This is a genomic window from Pseudarthrobacter sp. As-47, from assembly GCF_058215595.1.
In genome coordinates, this window is sequence record NZ_CM177088.1 from 952,617 (window position 1) to 968,050 (window position 15,434).

Annotated in this window: 15 protein-coding genes and 2 riboswitches; of the genes, 11 read left to right on the top strand and 4 right to left on the bottom strand. The window is 66.5% G+C overall.

The genetic code is table 11. The features are described 5' to 3' along the window. Window positions 1-15 precede the first annotated feature (15 nt). Genes AC4BCK_RS04445 through AC4BCK_RS04455 form a run of 3 tightly spaced genes read right to left on the bottom strand, consistent with a single transcriptional unit; the run spans window position 16 to window position 4,407 of the window. The gene (locus tag AC4BCK_RS04445) at window positions 16-1,662 is read right to left on the bottom strand and encodes a DNA repair helicase XPB (RefSeq protein ID WP_174179623.1); all 1,647 of its coding nucleotides are present in this window, start codon (window positions 1,660-1,662) and stop codon (window positions 16-18) included. Further along, window positions 1,659-4,163: a helicase-associated domain-containing protein gene (locus AC4BCK_RS04450; RefSeq protein WP_364272225.1), complete on the bottom strand. Its 2,505-nt coding sequence runs from the start codon at window positions 4,161-4,163 to the stop codon at window positions 1,659-1,661. The genes AC4BCK_RS04445 and AC4BCK_RS04450 overlap by 4 nt, the downstream gene beginning before the upstream one ends. Before the next feature lie 10 nt (window positions 4,164-4,173). After that, the gene (locus tag AC4BCK_RS04455) at window positions 4,174-4,407 is read right to left on the bottom strand and encodes a hypothetical protein (RefSeq protein ID WP_174179620.1); all 234 of its coding nucleotides are present in this window, start codon (window positions 4,405-4,407) and stop codon (window positions 4,174-4,176) included. A gap of 225 nt (window positions 4,408-4,632) precedes the next feature. Here AC4BCK_RS04455 and AC4BCK_RS04460 point away from each other — a divergent pair, with 225 nt between their 5' ends. Next, complete coding sequence (locus AC4BCK_RS04460; RefSeq protein ID WP_066273868.1) at window positions 4,633-5,016, top strand: cold-shock protein; 384 nt, start codon at window positions 4,633-4,635, stop codon at window positions 5,014-5,016. Between the two features lie 6 nt (window positions 5,017-5,022). Further along, a complete protein-coding gene (locus AC4BCK_RS04465) occupies window positions 5,023-5,682 on the top strand; it encodes a DUF3027 domain-containing protein (protein ID WP_246256346.1) in 660 nt (219 codons plus the stop codon). 154 nt (window positions 5,683-5,836) lie between these two features. On the opposite strand, the gene serC is transcribed toward AC4BCK_RS04465, so the two are convergent. Beyond that, entirely contained in the window at window positions 5,837-6,967 is a 1,131-nt protein-coding gene (serC, locus tag AC4BCK_RS04470; protein WP_174179618.1) for a phosphoserine transaminase, read from the bottom strand. Window positions 6,968-7,247: 280 nt separating this feature from the next. Between serC and AC4BCK_RS04475 the strand changes: the two genes are divergently transcribed. The 9 genes from AC4BCK_RS04475 to fdhD all read left to right on the top strand — a co-directional run bounded on the left by AC4BCK_RS04475 (window position 7,248) and on the right by fdhD (window position 15,240). Next, on the top strand, window positions 7,248-7,943 hold the full coding sequence (locus AC4BCK_RS04475) for an iron-dependent transcriptional repressor DtxR (RefSeq protein WP_174179616.1): 696 nt from the start codon (window positions 7,248-7,250) through the stop codon (window positions 7,941-7,943). Between the two features lie 131 nt (window positions 7,944-8,074). Further along, window positions 8,075-8,291, top strand: a riboswitch (cyclic di-AMP (ydaO/yuaA leader). A gap of 10 nt (window positions 8,292-8,301) precedes the next feature. Then, a complete protein-coding gene (locus tag AC4BCK_RS04480; protein WP_174179685.1) occupies window positions 8,302-9,126 on the top strand; it encodes a M23 family metallopeptidase in 825 nt (274 codons plus the stop codon). Between the two features lie 136 nt (window positions 9,127-9,262). Then, window positions 9,263-9,436, top strand: a riboswitch (cyclic di-AMP (ydaO/yuaA leader). 70 nt (window positions 9,437-9,506) lie between these two features. Beyond that, window positions 9,507-10,202, top strand: a complete 696-nt coding sequence (locus AC4BCK_RS04485; protein ID WP_174179614.1) for a C40 family peptidase — start codon at window positions 9,507-9,509, stop codon at window positions 10,200-10,202. A gap of 159 nt (window positions 10,203-10,361) precedes the next feature. After that, window positions 10,362-11,141, top strand: a complete 780-nt coding sequence (locus AC4BCK_RS04490) for an NlpC/P60 family protein (protein ID WP_490566634.1) — start codon at window positions 10,362-10,364, stop codon at window positions 11,139-11,141. A 273-nt stretch (window positions 11,142-11,414) separates the two neighbouring features. Next, entirely contained in the window at window positions 11,415-11,915 is a 501-nt protein-coding gene (locus AC4BCK_RS04495; protein ID WP_490566635.1) for an HNH endonuclease, read from the top strand. A 40-nt stretch (window positions 11,916-11,955) separates the two neighbouring features. After that, entirely contained in the window at window positions 11,956-12,600 is a 645-nt protein-coding gene (gene mobA / locus AC4BCK_RS04500; RefSeq protein ID WP_490566636.1) for a molybdenum cofactor guanylyltransferase, read from the top strand. Between the two features lie 16 nt (window positions 12,601-12,616). Then, window positions 12,617-12,910 (top strand): DUF6457 domain-containing protein, encoded by a 294-nt coding sequence (locus tag AC4BCK_RS04505; RefSeq protein WP_251423884.1) that lies wholly within the window; start codon window positions 12,617-12,619, stop codon window positions 12,908-12,910. Next, window positions 12,907-14,283, top strand: a complete 1,377-nt coding sequence (locus AC4BCK_RS04510; RefSeq protein ID WP_174179609.1) for a molybdopterin molybdotransferase MoeA — start codon at window positions 12,907-12,909, stop codon at window positions 14,281-14,283. The genes AC4BCK_RS04505 and AC4BCK_RS04510 overlap by 4 nt, the downstream gene beginning before the upstream one ends. 81 nt (window positions 14,284-14,364) lie before the next feature. Next, a complete protein-coding gene (gene fdhD / locus AC4BCK_RS04515; RefSeq protein ID WP_174179607.1) occupies window positions 14,365-15,240 on the top strand; it encodes a formate dehydrogenase accessory sulfurtransferase FdhD in 876 nt (291 codons plus the stop codon). Window positions 15,241-15,434 lie beyond the last annotated feature (194 nt).

Here is a 15,434-nt window from a genome sequence, read left to right on the forward strand (position 1 = left end):
CCGGGGAGGTACGGCCTAGTCAGCCGTCTCAACGTCCTTGGCGTCCATGATCCGGTACGCGTAGCCCTGCTCCGCCAGGAACCGCTGGCGCTTGGCGGCGAAGTCCTGGTCCAGGGTGTCCCGGGCCACGAGGGAGTAAAAGCGTGCCGAGCGGCCGTCCTTCTTGGGCCGCAGGAGCCTGCCCAGCCGCTGGGCTTCCTCCTGCCGGGAACCGAATGAGCCAGACACCTGGATCGCCACCGAGGCCTCGGGGAGGTCAATGGAAAAGTTGGCCACCTTGGAGACCACCAGCGTCTGGATCTCCCCGGAACGGAAGGCGTCAAACAGCTTCTGGCGCACCTTCACCGACGTCTCGCCCTTGATGACGGGCGCATCGAGGCGCTCGCCGAGCTCATCCAGCTGGTCGATGTACTGGCCGATGACCAGCAGCTGTTCACCGGCGTGCCGGCTGACCAGCTGCTCCACCACCAGTGTCTTGGACTCCGAGGTGGCGCAGAGCCGGTACTTGTCAGCGTCCTCGGCCATGGCGTAGGCGACCCGTTCGTCCTTGGGCAGGTCCACGCGGACTTCCACGCAGTCAGCGGGCGCGATGTAGCCCTGGGACTCGATGTCCTTCCAGGGCGCGTCGTACCGTTTGGGCCCGATCAGGCTGAACACCTCGCCCTCGCGGCCGTCCTCCCGCACCAGTGTTGCCGTCAGACCGAGGCGCCGCCGCGCCTGCAGGTCCGCCGTCATCCGGAAGATCGGCGCCGGCAGGAGATGCACCTCGTCGTAGATGATCAAACCCCAGTCGTGCCCGTCCACCAGCTCCAGGTGGGGGTAGAGGCCCCCGCGCTTCATGGTGAGGACCTGGTACGTGGCGATGGTCACCGGGCGGACTTCCTTGACCGCCCCGGAGTACTCGCCGATCTCGTCCTCGGTAAGGGACGTGCGCTTCAGCAGTTCGTCCTTCCACTGGCGCGCGGCCACGGTGTTGGTCACCAGGATCAGGGTGGTGGTGGACCCGGTTGCCATGGCGGCGGCCCCCACGAGCGTCTTCCCGGCGCCGCAGGGCAGCACCACCACGCCGCTGCCGCCGGACCAGAAGTTGTCGCTTGCCATCTGCTGGTAGGGCCTCAGCTTCCAGCCGTCCTCGTTGAGCGCGATCAGGTGCGGAGTGCCGTCCACGTAGCCCGCCAGGTCTTCCGCCGGCCACCCGATCTTCAGCAGCAGCTGTTTGAGCTGTCCCCGCTGGGAGGCGTGCACCACCACTGTTTCGCCGTCAATCCTTGGCCCGAGCAGGGGCTGGATTTTTTTGGCCCGGATTACTTCCTCCAGTACCGGGTAGTCGTCGGTCCGCATGACCAGCCCGTGCTGGGGATCCTTCTCCAGGCGCAGCCGGCCGTAGCGGGACATGGTTTCTTCGACGTCGATCAGCAGCGAATGCGGCACGGGGAAGCGCGAGTACTTCAGCAACGTATCCAGGACCTTCTCCGCATCCAGTCCCGCCGCGCGGGCGTTCCAGAGCCCCAGGGGCGTCAGCCGGTAACTGTGCATGTGCTCCGGTGCCCGTTCGAGCTCCGCGAAAGGTGCGATGGCATGGCGGGCTTCGGTTGCCAGCTCATGGTCCACTTCAAGCAAAATGGTCTTGTCGCTTTGGACGATCAACGGTCCGTCGTTCACGCCGGGAAGTCCTTCACTGGCGCAGTTTCCTCTGCAGCCTCAATGTCGATGATGCGGTGGATGGACAGCACGCGTTCGGTTTCCCTGGCGGGATCAAACACCCGGACGCGTCCGCCGCTTACAGAGAGCGGAACAACCGTTTCCAGGTTGGCATTCCCCAGGCCGTCCACCACGTTCATGCTGATCCGCTGCTTGAGCCTGATGGCGCGCTGCAGGGCTTCAAGCCCCAGCTGGGTCCCCGTTTCGCCGGCGTGGTCTCCGGAAACACCGCGGTGTCCGACGGCGGAGCCCCCCTGCCGCAGGACCGCCAGCTGGGCTTCCACCTCCTCCGTCCCGGGCGCCGTCCGCGGTGCGGTGTACACCGGGCGGTGGGTGTCCTGGGCGGCCTGGCTTCCGCGCAGCCGGACCACGGGCTCATCCGCGCCGTCCACGGAGGGGGAGAGGCCCAGGTTGCGGAGGACCTGTGCGGTTTCCCGCGGCGGCGCGGCGGACACCAGGACAGTTGGGGCGATCTTCTCCAGCTTCAGGTGGGCTGCCTTCGGCCCGGACAGAAGCTCCAGCAGGGCGTCCTCGTCGTCGCTGTGGACGAAGCTCGCCGCCGGTCCCACCCGCAGCCTTCCGTGCCGCAGGGCTGTGTCCTCCACGAGGTATTGGAGGGGCTGGGGCACAGCGGTGGCGGAGTGCTCGCGGAGGAACTCCAGGATGCCGGCAGCATCGTATCCCGTGTCCAGGGCCCGCTTGATGGAGCCTTCCGAGAAGCGGTAGATGGTGGCCGGCCCCTGGCCTTCGGCGTCTGCCATCACCAGTAGTTTTCCGGTCAGCCCGGGGTCGAGGTACCCCGGGGCGACGGCTGTGAGGTCTGCCTGGAGCAGGACATGGCTCAAAGCTGCCGGCAGGTGTTCGCCAAGGATGGCAATCGCGGCTTCGGGCTGGTCCTCCGCCAGGGCGCTGCCGAGTTGGCTGAGGGCTCCGGACCCCACGAGGCCCAGGAGTTCAGCTTCGGCGAGTACACCGCGGATCATCGAGCTGAAGCGGCGGGCCATCCGCGGCTGGGCCCATTCCGCACGCTGGAGGACGGCTTCGGCATCAAGCACCGGAGCGGTGCCGTCTGCGGAGCCGGCCTCCACGGTCAGTTCGTGCAGAATCTCGAGGATGCGTTTGCGGACCAGGGGAGCGTCTGGCCGTTGGGCTTCCGCTGACAAGGCGATGATGGTGCTGCCGGACGCTGAGCGGTGCGCCGCCGGCACGCCGCGCGTCCCGTTGATGGGCTGGCCCACCAGGGACGGCACGCGCTCGCTGGCCAGCCAGGCATTTACCAGCCAGAGCCATTGTTCCTGGCGCGGCAGGACCAGCCATTCAAGCTGGGGAGGCTGGATCCAGGACGAGGAATCAACGTCCAGGCGGATCAGGCCGGCCAGGGCAGCCAGTTCCAGCAGAATTCCCGCTTGCTGCTGGTCGATCCGCAGCAACTCGGCCAGACGCCTCATCTCGCGCACCCCGACGCCACCGCTGCGGAGCGTGGCCAGGGGTTGCTCCCGTACCGCATGCAGGAGCTCGCCCATCAGCCGCAGCGTCTCCGATATTGCGCTGAGCGCAGCATTCCTGCGCAGGACAGCTGAGGTCCGGCCGAGCTCGGGGACAGGGGGCTGGAGGGTGAAATCGTTGATGATCGCGCCGCCGCGAAGTGAGAGCCCTACGCTGTGGGGCAGTTCCACGTGCGCGGCGTCCAGGGGCACCAGCAGTCCGCGAGCCAGCAGCCAGTCCACAGGCCCGACGTCGGACCCCTCCGTGGTGATGGAGGCCTTGCGTTGCGCCTGGGGGACCGCCCCCATGGCCCAGTTGCGGAACCTGGCGAGCAACGCCGTCGTCCGCTCCGGCGCCGTGGACAGGATGCTGTTGAGGGACTCAGGGGAGGAGGTCCAGTGCTGCAGCGCCAGCGCCGCCTCCATGGGAGTGGTGGCGTCATGGATGGCCACGCCGCTGCGGTGCAGCTCGGAGACAAGCTGCACCACGCGCTGCGCGAAGGCGGGCTGGAGCCGGACCAGTTCCGTGTAGCTCCTGCCCAGCCCGGCGGGATAGATCCCCACCACGTCCTTCAAGGAGCCCACCGGGAGGTAGTGGCGCTGTTTTGCCGCGGACTCGGGGGTGCCGTGGGGAGGTTCAGCACGGTGCACCAGCGCCAGGTCCTGCAGCGAATGCAGGATCCGTTCAACCGCGGCCCCCGACGATCCCGGAATCATTTTGCGGAGTCCGGCCGCGGAGGCGCTGTGCCCGGTATCCGTGTTGGTGCACAGGTGGAGTGTTTCGAGGACCTGCATCTGCGGCCTGTTGAGCCGTTCCAGAGCACGCTGCACGCTGAGCCTGGCACTGGCCCGCGCCGCGAGGGCGCCGAAGTCGGGGACGGGGGGTGAGATGAGGTCCGGCCGGGCGTCGAACAGCGCACGCAGTGAATCGTCGCTGCGTGCCTCCAGCTCCTTGCTCAACGCGCGAATGAGGGACATCAGTCCAACGTTACCGCCGGTCAGCCTTTCCTGCCCGGCGCCGCCCTGCAACGCTGTCCAGAACCAGGAAAAGCATCAGGAGGAACGCGACCGGCAGGCCGTACAGCGCCGAGTACGTGACCCAGGCGGGGGCCACTGACCCGGCGAAGGCCAAAGCCATCACGGTGCCTACTGCCACCAAAGAGAGCACGGCGACAGCTGCGGCGGTGATCATCAGGGCACGCCGGTAACGCGAGGGAGTCATAAACGTAACGCTACAGCTCCCGCAGCCCCGGGCGTGAACGCTGCCGCACGGAGCCCTGGAATGCCTCCGCAAGGCAGGTAAAAGCGGGAATAGGGCAGTGGGCAGGATAACCTTGGGGGATAGACCAACACGGCCTGCAGCCGCCATACCCTAAACCCGCACAGCAATGCGGATGCGGTGGCGGGCGGCCGTGTCAGAAGACGCAGAACGAAGAAGGTTGATTACGTGCCTACCGGCAAGGTCAAGTGGTATGACAAGGACAAGGGCTTTGGTTTCCTCGCGGGCGAGGACGGCCAGGAGGTATTCCTGCCCAAATCGTCGCTGCCCGAGGGCGTAACAGAGCTTAAGGCCGGCACCCGGGTTGAGTTCGGTGTGGCTGACGGCCGGAAGGGCGCGCAGGCCCTGGGCCTGCGTGTGCTGGACAAGACACCTTCCATCGCCAAGGCAAAGCGGCCCAGCGCCAAGGACCTCGCCCCCCTTGTCCAGGACCTGGTGACTGTCCTGGACAACCTGTCCGGGACGCTCTCGGCAGGCAAGTACCCGGAAGGCAACAAGGGCAAGGCCATCGCCGCTGCCCTGCGTAAGGTTGCCGACGAGCTGGACGTTTAGGCACTTATGAACCCGGAAGCTGAACAGCCGGTCCCAGCTGTGCCGGAACAGGACGGCACGACGGCGGGTGGCACGGCCGCTGCCGGCCCCGCCGCTGCGGTGGCCAAGGCGGCGTCCAAGCGCCGCGCGGGTGTCCCGGTATGGCGGACAGGGAAGCCTGATGCCTTCCTCGCTGCCGCGGTGGACACCGCGCGTGCCGCTGTGGAGGACATCACGCCTGCACCTACCATTGGCCGCCACCTGGCGGCTAAAAGCGAAGGCGACCGCCTGGTGACGCACCTGTTCGAATCCAGGCTGCCCGGCTACCTGGGCTGGCAGTGGTACGCGGTGCTGACCCGCAACTCCCGCTCGAAGGTTGTGACCGTCAGCGAGCTCGGCCTGCTGCCGTCGGAAGATTCGATCCTTGCCCCGGAATGGGTGCCGTGGGCTGAACGAGTCCGGCCCGAGGATGAGCAGGACCAGGAGCCGGAGCCGGAGCAGGACCAGGTCCTGGCAGCGGAACCGGAAGCTGGCGGGCAGGTGGCTGTGCCCGCAGAAGGCGAAGCGGATGACGCCGCCCGGGATGCCGTATCAGGGCCTGCCGTTTCAGAGCCCGCCGTCGAGGCCCCTGAGGTTGCCCCTGGTCCGTCCTCGGAGCCCGCAGAAGACGACGCCGCCACGCCTTAGGGTACGCCGCACCCCACGGCACACTTCCCCACGACATACACAAAGGCGCCGCCCGGAACTAACCCCGGGCGGCGCCGTCGTAATTAACGCTCTTTGCTTCTGGGTGCGCTGCTTTGGGCCACTGAGCCGCAGCGCGGACTGGTGCTGGAGCCCGCTACTTGCGCAGCTTGCCCACCACGAAGTCGATGCTGGCCAGCAGTGCGGAAACGTCGTCCGGTTCGATGGCCACGAAAGTGGCGATGCGCAGCTGGTTGCGGCCGAGCTTGCGGTAGGGCTCGGTGTCCACGACGCCGTTGGCCCGCAGCACCTTTGCCACCATGGCTGCGTCCACAGACTCGTCAAAATCGATGGTGGCAATGACGTTGGAGCGCTCATCCGGGTTGGTGACGAACGGGGTGGCGAACTCGGAAGATTCGGCCCAGCTGTAGATGCGGCCGGCGGAATCGGCGGTGCGTGCCGAGGCAAAGTCCAGGCCGCCGTTGGCGTTCAGCCACTGGACCTGCGCATCCAGGGTCACCAGGGTGGACAGCGACGGCGTGTTGTAGGTCTGGTTCAGCCGCGAGTTGTCGATTGCGGTCTGCAGGTCGAGGAAATCGGGGATCCAGCGGCCGGTGGCCTTGATGCGGGCCGCGCGGTCAAGCGCGGCGGGGGAGAACAGGCCAAGCCAGAGTCCACCGTCGGAGGCAAAGTTTTTCTGCGGGGCGAAGTAGTAGACGTCGCTCTCCGCCACGTCCACGTCCAGGCCGCCGGCTGCTGACGTCGCGTCAACCAGCACCAGTGCGCCCTCGTCCGCACCTGCCACGCGCTTCACGGGGGCGGAGACGCCCGTGGAGGTCTCGTTCTGGGGCCAGGCGTAGGTATCAACGCCCGCTTCGGCCTGGGCGGCCGGGCGGGTACCTGGTTCGGACTTGATGATGGAGGAGGCGTCCAGGAAGGGCGCCTTGTTGGTGGCGGCCGCGAATTTGGACCCGAACTCACCGAAGGAGAGGTGCTGGGCCTTCTTCTCCACCAGGCCGAAGCTGGCGATGTCCCAGAACGCAGTGGAACCGCCGACGCCAAGAACCACCTCATAGCCCTCGGGTGCCCGGAAGAACTGGCTGAGGCCCTCGCGCACCGACCCCACCAGGTTCTTCACCGGAGCCTGCCGGTGCGAGGTTCCCAGGATGGTTTTCGACGCAGCGGACAGCGCATCGATCTGCTCCTGCCGGACCTTTGACGGGCCGGCGCCGAACCGTCCGTCCTTGGGCAGGAGGTCGGCGGGAATAGTGATGCTGTTTTCGCTCACAGGTGCTCCAATTTCGGCGTGGACGCGGCTAGGGTCCGGACGGGTGGTTGCTTGGCGGACAGTCGGCTGTGACTGCAACTCCGGCCCTCCTCATTCTGCCTGAACCGGCGTTGGTGCGGGAACCGGCACCGTCATAGTCCAGACATTGAGACGGCCTGTTGTGACGGCCGCCAACTATTCGGACAAAGTCAAAATAGGCTAAGCTTTCCAACGGACTACGTCGCGCGGAAGGCGATACGGTGGGACAACGCAAGGTACTGCGCTCGAGGAGCTGAGCTGGATGACGGATCTGATCGACACTACGGAGATGTACCTTCGGACCATCTTGGAGCTTGAGGAAGAGAACATCGTGGCCCTCCGCGCCCGGATCGCCGAGCGCCTGCGGCACTCAGGCCCCACGGTTTCCCAGACCATAGGCAGGATGGAGCGGGATGGCCTGGTGGTTGTCTCGGGCGACCGGCACCTCGAACTCACCGAAGTGGGCCGGAAGCGCGCTACCGAGGTGATGCGGAAGCACCGGCTGGCGGAGCGGCTTCTGGCAGACGTGATCGGCCTGGACTGGGCCTACGTCCATGACGAGGCCTGCCGCTGGGAGCATGTCATGAGCGAACGCGTGGAGCGGCGCATCTACGAGCTGCTTGACCACCCCACGGAGTCCCCGTACGGCAATCCCATCCCCGGCCTGGCGGCCCTCGGCGGCCAGGCATCGCAAGGATTCGCGGACGGGGCCGTCAGCCTGCTGGAGGCAATGAAGTCCTATGGCCCGGCGTCGGAGGTAACCGTAAGCCGCCTGGCTGAGCCGATCCAGGTGGAGCCGGAACTGCTGGTCCAGCTCGACGAGGGCGGCATCCGTCCCGGGGCTGCGGTCTCGCTGGAGCGGGTGGGAGACTACATTTCGGTCCGCGTGCCCGGCATAGAGGGCGCCCTGGAGTTGCCGCCCGAAGTCGCAGCCCACGTCTTCGTTGCCGTCCGGTAAACCCGCGTACTACCCCGGCCGGGACGGATTAGCCAAAGATAACGGAATTGTTACTTTGGGACTTCTGGCCCTATAGTTAAACCCAAGCGTAGATACTAAAGCGTTACCTGATCCGGAGCCGAGCTCTGCCAGCGGATCAGGTGCACGAGTCATTACTGGCAGAGGCGGGGGAACCACAACCGGCAGACGGGGGACTGCCTTGGGGTGAAGTCCGTCAGCAGCAAGCCTCTTCCAGCGTTGGATCCTTCCGGGGATACCTCTGTGCCGAGCTTGCCCAGGCGGACCGGGTCTGTGAACTCTCTGACCCGAATCCGACAGCTAACTTCGCAGGCTTTCCAGAGAGGAACCCTTCTTGTCCATGCAGACCCCCAAGGGGCGCCGCCGCGCGGCCGCCCCCGTTCCAACGCCGCGCGTTGTCGAGGTCATCACCACGGAACGCCCCCGCGATCCGCATCGTGATGCACGCCGCCGTCGAGGTCCCTTCCGGCAGATCACAGAATTTGCCTCCGCCAGCGGCATTGGCCAGAAAGCCGGAATCGCGCTGGCTGCCACCGGGCTGGTGCTGACCGTGACCGTTCCGGCAACCAGCCCCGTCATGGCCACCGACAATGCAGGCAGCGTCACCCCCGTGGCAGCCTCGGCTGTTACCCCGCAGCCACAGGTATCCGCCGAGGCCGGCGCGCAGATCGACTTCAGCCGCTCTGCCGTGGTGACCCAGGCGGATCCCGACGGCAAGCTGAAGCAGCTGCTCAGCGCGCAGTCCGCCGGTTCCGTGTCCCGCGCAGCCTCGGCCGGAAGCCTCGGAGCCCCGTTGGCCGCGCTGTCCACTGCCTCCCCGTTCGGCTACCGGGTCAGCCCGATCACCGGCGGCTCCGGTGACTTCCACCGCGGCCAGGACTACGTGGCCCAGTGCGGCACCTCGGTCCTGGCAGCCGCAGCCGGCACCGTGACGTTCGTCGGGTGGCACCAGTACGGCGGTGGAAACCGCGTTGTCGTGGACCACGGCAACGGCCTGGAGACCACCTACAACCACCTCTCGTCCTTCAGTGTCACCGAGGGCCAGACGGTCTCCCGCGGCGATGTCCTGGCGCTCAGCGGTACCACGGGTGCTTCAACAGGCTGCCACCTCCACTTCGAGGTCCAGGTCAACGGCGAAGTCGTCGATCCCACGGGTTGGCTGTAGTCAAATGAGGGACGGCTATCGAATCATCATGACCCGCCGTGACCTGAATGTGACATTCAACGAAAACTGCTGTACCGTCTAACTCGCGTCAACTTTTCCGAAGTTGACGCTCTTGTGCGGATTGCCTAGCTCTGCCACCGCTCAAGGTCCGTTCGCATTTCATCGTCTGGCAGGGGCGGGGGAACCAATTTTGGTCTTTGCTTCAGCGAAGGCCTTGGGGTTAAGTCGCAAAGCTTCCTTGGAAGCGGAGTGGCCGGGTGACTCCCATCCGAATCCGACAGCTCACCTCGCAGGCATTGGGAGAGGCTACCTTCGTGTCTTCACGCCATCATTCTGCGCGCCACCGTGCGCAAACGGTTCGTACCAACCCCTTGGACACCGTGTCCAAGGCTGTTAGTGCCAATGCCGGGACAGTAGGTCGCCAGGCTGCCGTTATCGCAGCCGCTTCCGGTCTCATCCTCAGCATGGGCCTGCCTGCCAGCGCCGCGGACACTACCGCTGGCGTTTCCGCTTCCACCGAGTCCGGGTCTGCCCAGTCCGCCCTCGCGGTGACTGCAGCACCCACCGCCACCGTCTCCTTCGAGCGTCCCGTGGTGAAGACCACCGCCGCTCCGAAGCCGGCACCTGTGCGGGTACAGTCGACCGATTCCGAGAGCCGGACTGCTGCCGGAACCCGGACGGCCTCCACCGCATCAGCTCCCGAAGCTGAAGCTGAGAAGCTTGCCGAAACGGTTTCCTCGGCCTCCACCTCCGGCATTGCCGCACTTGCGTACACTGGCATCGGCCGTCCCTACGTCTGGGGTGGCACCACCCCCAACGGCTGGGACTGCTCCGGCTTCACGCAGTGGGTGTACGCCCAGGCCGGCATCAGCATCCCGCGCGTCAACGCCTGGACGGCAATGACGCCCACCTCCACCCCGCAGCCGGGTGACCTGGTCATGCAGAACGGTGGCGCGCACGTAGGCATCTACGTCGGCAACGGCATGATGATCAGCGCTCTCAACCCGTCCCAGGGCACGCTGCTTCACTCGGTGGCCGCCACCGGAAGCTCCGCCTTCTTCACCATTAACAAATAGTTCTTGGGCCTTCGGGCCCAAGAACTATTTCTTTGCTCCATCACGCTTTCCGCAAACACCACATCCCCGTTCGGGGCGTGCCGGCGTACCCCCAAGATGCCGGCACGCCCAAACCCCTTGGTGCCCACAACGGCCTGAGGAAAACGAAAGAGAGAACTGATGACTACTCTTGCCACCGCACGGCATCGCGCCGAAGTCACCAAGACCAACTCAATCGCAGTGATCGCCAAGGCTGTCGGCGACAACGCCGGTGGCATGGGCCGCCAGGCAGCGGTTATTGCTGCCGCTTCCGGCCTGGTGCTGAGCAGCGGCATCGCCGCAAACGCGGCAGACTCCAGCGTCCAGCGCGACTCCGCTCCGGCGTCCACCCTTGAAGTTGAGTCCTCCGTCGAGGCGCCGATCTCCGCCGCTTCCACCATCGCCATCACCTTCGAAAAGCCGGCCGTCACCACCACGCCTGCGCCTGTTGTCGAAGAAGAGCCCGCTCCTGTTGAGGTCGAGGAAGCCGAGCCGGCGGCTCCCGCCGTCGTCCAGCCTGCCGCAGCCCCCAAGGTGACCGCCAAGGTGACCACCGCCTCTGCACCGGCTGCAGCTCCTGCCGCTTCCGCCAGCGGCAAGGGCGCAGCCATCCTCTCCGCTGCATACGCCCAGCTGGGCGTCACCCAGGACTGCACCATGCTGGTGACCAACTCCCTGGCCGCAGTGGGAATCAACTTCCACGACTGGCCTGCAGGGTACCTCTCCCTGGGCCGCACCGTAAGCGCCGCGGAAGCCCAGCCGGGCGACCTCATCTACTACGCCGACGGTGGCGCGGGCATGGCCCACATCGCTGTCTACGCCGGCAACGGCCAGGCGGTCCACGGTGGATACAACGGAAACCAGACGGTGGTATTCAGCGCCAACGTTGGCTCCGGCCCCGTTTTCATCCGCGTGAACTAACGAGCCTCACATTCGCCGTCCCATATGGACGGCACGAAGAACCCCTGCCCCGCGGCAGGGGTTCTTCCCTTTAAGGATGACGCCGGCGGAGTGCAGCCCGCAGACGCACGGGTAAAGCCCGCCAAGGGACCCGACACGGCAGTTTTGGAAAACAGCGATTAGCTGATAGTGCGCTTTTATGTTTACTCTTGTGGTGTCGATCCATAGCCCGGACATGCCGAGGGCAGCCGGCCCTCGTGCCCCTGACGGGTGCGGCCGTGAAGAGGTACGTGCATGCGCACTCTCGTTCTGAATGCTGGATATGAACCGCTGGCGGTCATCACGTTCCGCCGGGCGCTGGTGCTTGTGCTCACAGGCAAAGCCAGTGTGGTTGCCGAGGGTGACGATCCCGTGGTGGGACCCCAGGAGATATTGGGGCGGCCGTCCGTTATCCTCCTCAACCGCTATATCCGTCCCAGATACAACCAGGCCACGGCTGTCAGCCGCCGCGGAGTGCTGAGGCGTGATGGCCACAGGTGCGCGTACTGCGGAAAAGCGGCCCACACCATCGACCATGTCCAGCCCAAGTCCCGCGGCGGTGCCGACTCCTGGGAGAACCTGGTGGCGGCCTGCCTGCGCTGCAACAACGTCAAGGGCGACCACACTCCGGCCGAGATGGGATGGAAGCTGCGCTTCGTCCCGGAGCCTCCGCACGGAGCCATCTGGCAAATCAAGGAACTCGAAAAACCCACCCCTGCCTGGGACCCGTTCCTGCTGCCCGAGCGCGCCGCCTGACCCCACCCCGCGCCATGCCCTTGGTGACTAGGCTGGGGGAGTGGAAGAGAACCCGTTGCCCTTCGATGCCCTCATCCTGGCCGGCGGCCGGTCGTCTCGGCTGGGCGGAGAGCCTAAACAGGACCTTGTCTTCCACCACGCCACTCTCCTGCAGCATGCGCTTGCTGCTGCCGCAGGTGCCTCCAGCACCGTGATAGTGGGTCCCCGGCCGGAATCTTCCGCTCCCGGGGTGATCTGGTGCCGTGAAGAGCCGGAATTCGCGGGTCCGGCTGCAGCCATCGCGGCCGGACTGGACGCCCTTGCCCGGCACGGCACCAGCACGTCGGAGTACACCCTGGTGCTGGCGTGCGATATGCCGCTGGTCCAGGACGCCGTGGCGGCACTGAAGGACGCGCTGACCCCGGGGGAAAATGACGGCGTCATGGCCCGTTCGGGTGACGGTGTCCTCCAGCCGCTGGCCGGCATTTACCGCACGGCCGGGTTAATAAAGTCAGCGGCGGAACTGTCGTCGCGCGGTGCCTTAATCAACGGCTCCGTGCGCTCCCTCCTTGCTACGCTGGAGGTGCAGCCTGTCACCGTCCCCGCAGGTTCCACGGCAGACGTGGACACGTGGGATGATGCCGCCGCACTAGGGATTGCCGCCGGAAACCAGGACAAGGGCCAGGGCCGGCGCAGCCGCAGTTAACTTGGGAGGCACGTTCGTGAAAAGTCAGGATGAAACGCTGGAGGAGTGGTGCAGGTCCCTGCTCCAGGCCTATGAGCTTGAGGATGTCCAGGTGGACGTCAACGCCATCCTTGCCTTGGCCGGTGTGGCCGCCCACTCGGTGGTCCGTCCGGCTGCCCCGCTGACCACCTTTATTGCGGGTTATGCCGCAGGGCTGGCATCGGGAACCGGGGAGGCAACGAACGCCGCTTCCATGGAATCCGCGCTGGCCGTGGCCCGTACCCTGGCCACCGACTACGATGCTGAAGCCGCCGGGACTCCCGGCGAATGACCAGCGACGCCAAGGAGGAACCGAGCAAACCCGAAGCCGACCATCCACGGCACCTCGACCACACGTGGGACGAAGCCCGGCGGGCCGCCTTTGACGCTGCCCAGCCTATTCCCGCCGGGCCGGTTGCGCTGGAGCTTGCCCTCGGACGAAAACTGGACCAGGACATCGTTGCGCTGCAGGACATGCCCCACTATGCGTCGTCGGCGATGGACGGCTGGGCGGTCAACGGCACCGGACCGTGGATCCTGGTTGAGCCCGGAACGCCCCTCGCCCCGCACCAGGCCAGTCCCATCGCCACGGGAGGACTTATCCCCGCGGGTGGCAAGTCTGTTCTGCGCAGCGAAAGCGCCCGGCTGGACAGGGACGAGGACGGACTGCCCATCCTGGTGACGGGCGGGACGGCCCGCCCCGGCGAGCCCCGCAACGGCCAGCACGTACGGAAGGCGGGGGAGGAGGCTTCCGAGGGCGACGTCCTGGTCAAGGCCGGGGTGGTGCTCAACCCCGCCCACCTGGCATTGGCCGCCCTGGCGGGATATGACGAACTTGTGGTCCAGGGAAAGCCCCTGGTCCGGCTTCTGCTGACCGGCTCCGAGGTGGTTGGCCGCGGCGTGCCCGTCCCCGGCAAGGTGCGGGACACCTTCGGCCCGCAGCTGCCGGCAGTGGTGGGCATGCTGGGCGGGATCCCCGGCGGGCAGCAGAGAATCGGCGATTCCTATGCGGAGTGGCTGGGCGCGCTGGAGGACGTGGTCCCGGAGGTGCCGGGGGCACCGGACCTGCCTGCCGACGTCGTCATCACAACAGGCGGGACCGGAAAATCCGGCACCGACCACCTTCGCCGGGCCGTAGCTGAGCTGGGCGGGCGGCTGATCATCGACGGCGTAGCCATGCGTCCGGGGCATCCGGCCGTCCTGGCTGAACTTCCGGACGGGCGCTTCGTGCTGGGCCTGCCGGGCAACCCCCTCGCCGCCATGATTGCGCTGTCCACGGTAGGGGCCCCGCTGCTGGCGGCGCTGGGGCACGGCAGCATGCCGACGGTACAGGAGGTGCCGTGCGGAACCACCCTCGAGCCCGAGCCGGGACGCACCCGCCTCATGCCGTTCCGGCTGCTGTACGGGATGGCTTCGCCGGCCCAGCACACCGGGCCGGGCATGATGCGGGGGCTGGCCTCCGCCGACGGCGTCATGGTTGTTCCTCCCCACGGGGTGAAGCTCGGTGAGCTGGTGCCAGCCTTCGCCCTGCCCTGGGGGCCGCCCATCCCGGCGCCCCCTGACCCCAATGCCAAGCCAAAGACGCGCAGCGCCGGAAGGACAGGCAGGACAGCTGCCAAGCCGGCGGCCACCGGCCCGGTGGACTGGAGTGAACTCCTTGGCTGACCAAGCCCGGGAACGGCCGGCTGCGCTGGCATCACCACGGGGCGGTTGCGATGATGGAATCATGAACAGGAACGGTGGGACATGGGACGCGTAACCCAGCGCCGCAAGGTGCACAAGTATGTGCTGGATGGCTCGCCGAATGCCCTTGAGTTTCCGGTCCGGTACCGGGAGGACGTCCTTGCGGTGGAGGAGCCGCTGGAGATACGGCTGGGCAGCATGTCCTTCTCCGTCACCATGCGGACCCCCGGCCACGACTTCGACCTGGTGGCCGGGTTCCTGGTGTCCGAGGGCGTCATCTGGGATTCCGGGCAACTTGTCTCGCTGCGCTTCTGCGCAGGGGAAGACGAAAACGGCGTGCAGACCTTCAACGTGGTCGAGGCCCAGTTACGGCCGGATGTAGAGGCTCCGTCCATGGGCCGGCACGTGTACACCTCCAGTTCGTGCGGCATTTGCGGCACCGATTCCATCGAATCCGTCAGCAAGTCCTCGCACTACAGTCCCGCCGCAGATCCGCTGAGCGTTTCCGCCGAAGTGCTCGCCTCGCTCCCGGACATCCTTCGGAAGTCCCAGCGCCTCTTCGACGACACCGGCGGCGTCCATGCTGCCGGGCTGTTCCGGATTGAGGACGACGGCGGCGCGAACCTTCTGTGCCTTCGGGAGGACGTGGGGCGGCACAACGCCGTGGACAAAGTGGTGGGATGGGCCCTGCGTGAGGGCCTGCTGCCTCTCAGCGGCACGGTCCTCCAGGTCTCGGGACGGGCCTCGTTCGAGCTTGTCCAGAAGGCTGCGCTGGCCGGAATACCCGTCCTTGCTGCCGTCAGTGCGCCATCCAGCCTTGCAGTGGAACTGGCCGAGGCCAGCGGCCTGACACTTGCCGGCTTCAGCAGGGGAACCAGCCTAAACATCTACGCAGGCGACGGGAGGATACGGCGGCCGGTGGCGGCTGCGCCGTCGTAGTCTCGTAGTCCGGCCCAGCCGGCCTGCCAACCCAGCCGCCCTGCCGTTTCACCGCCCACCCATCCAGCCTGTCTGTTGCCCCGGCAACAGTTCCGGGAAACGGTTTCGAAAGGGTTGGTAAAAGACTTGCCACCGGGTAGATTTATCCATCGAATGGACACCAGGATCCAGTCCCAAACGCTAAAGAGGGCACA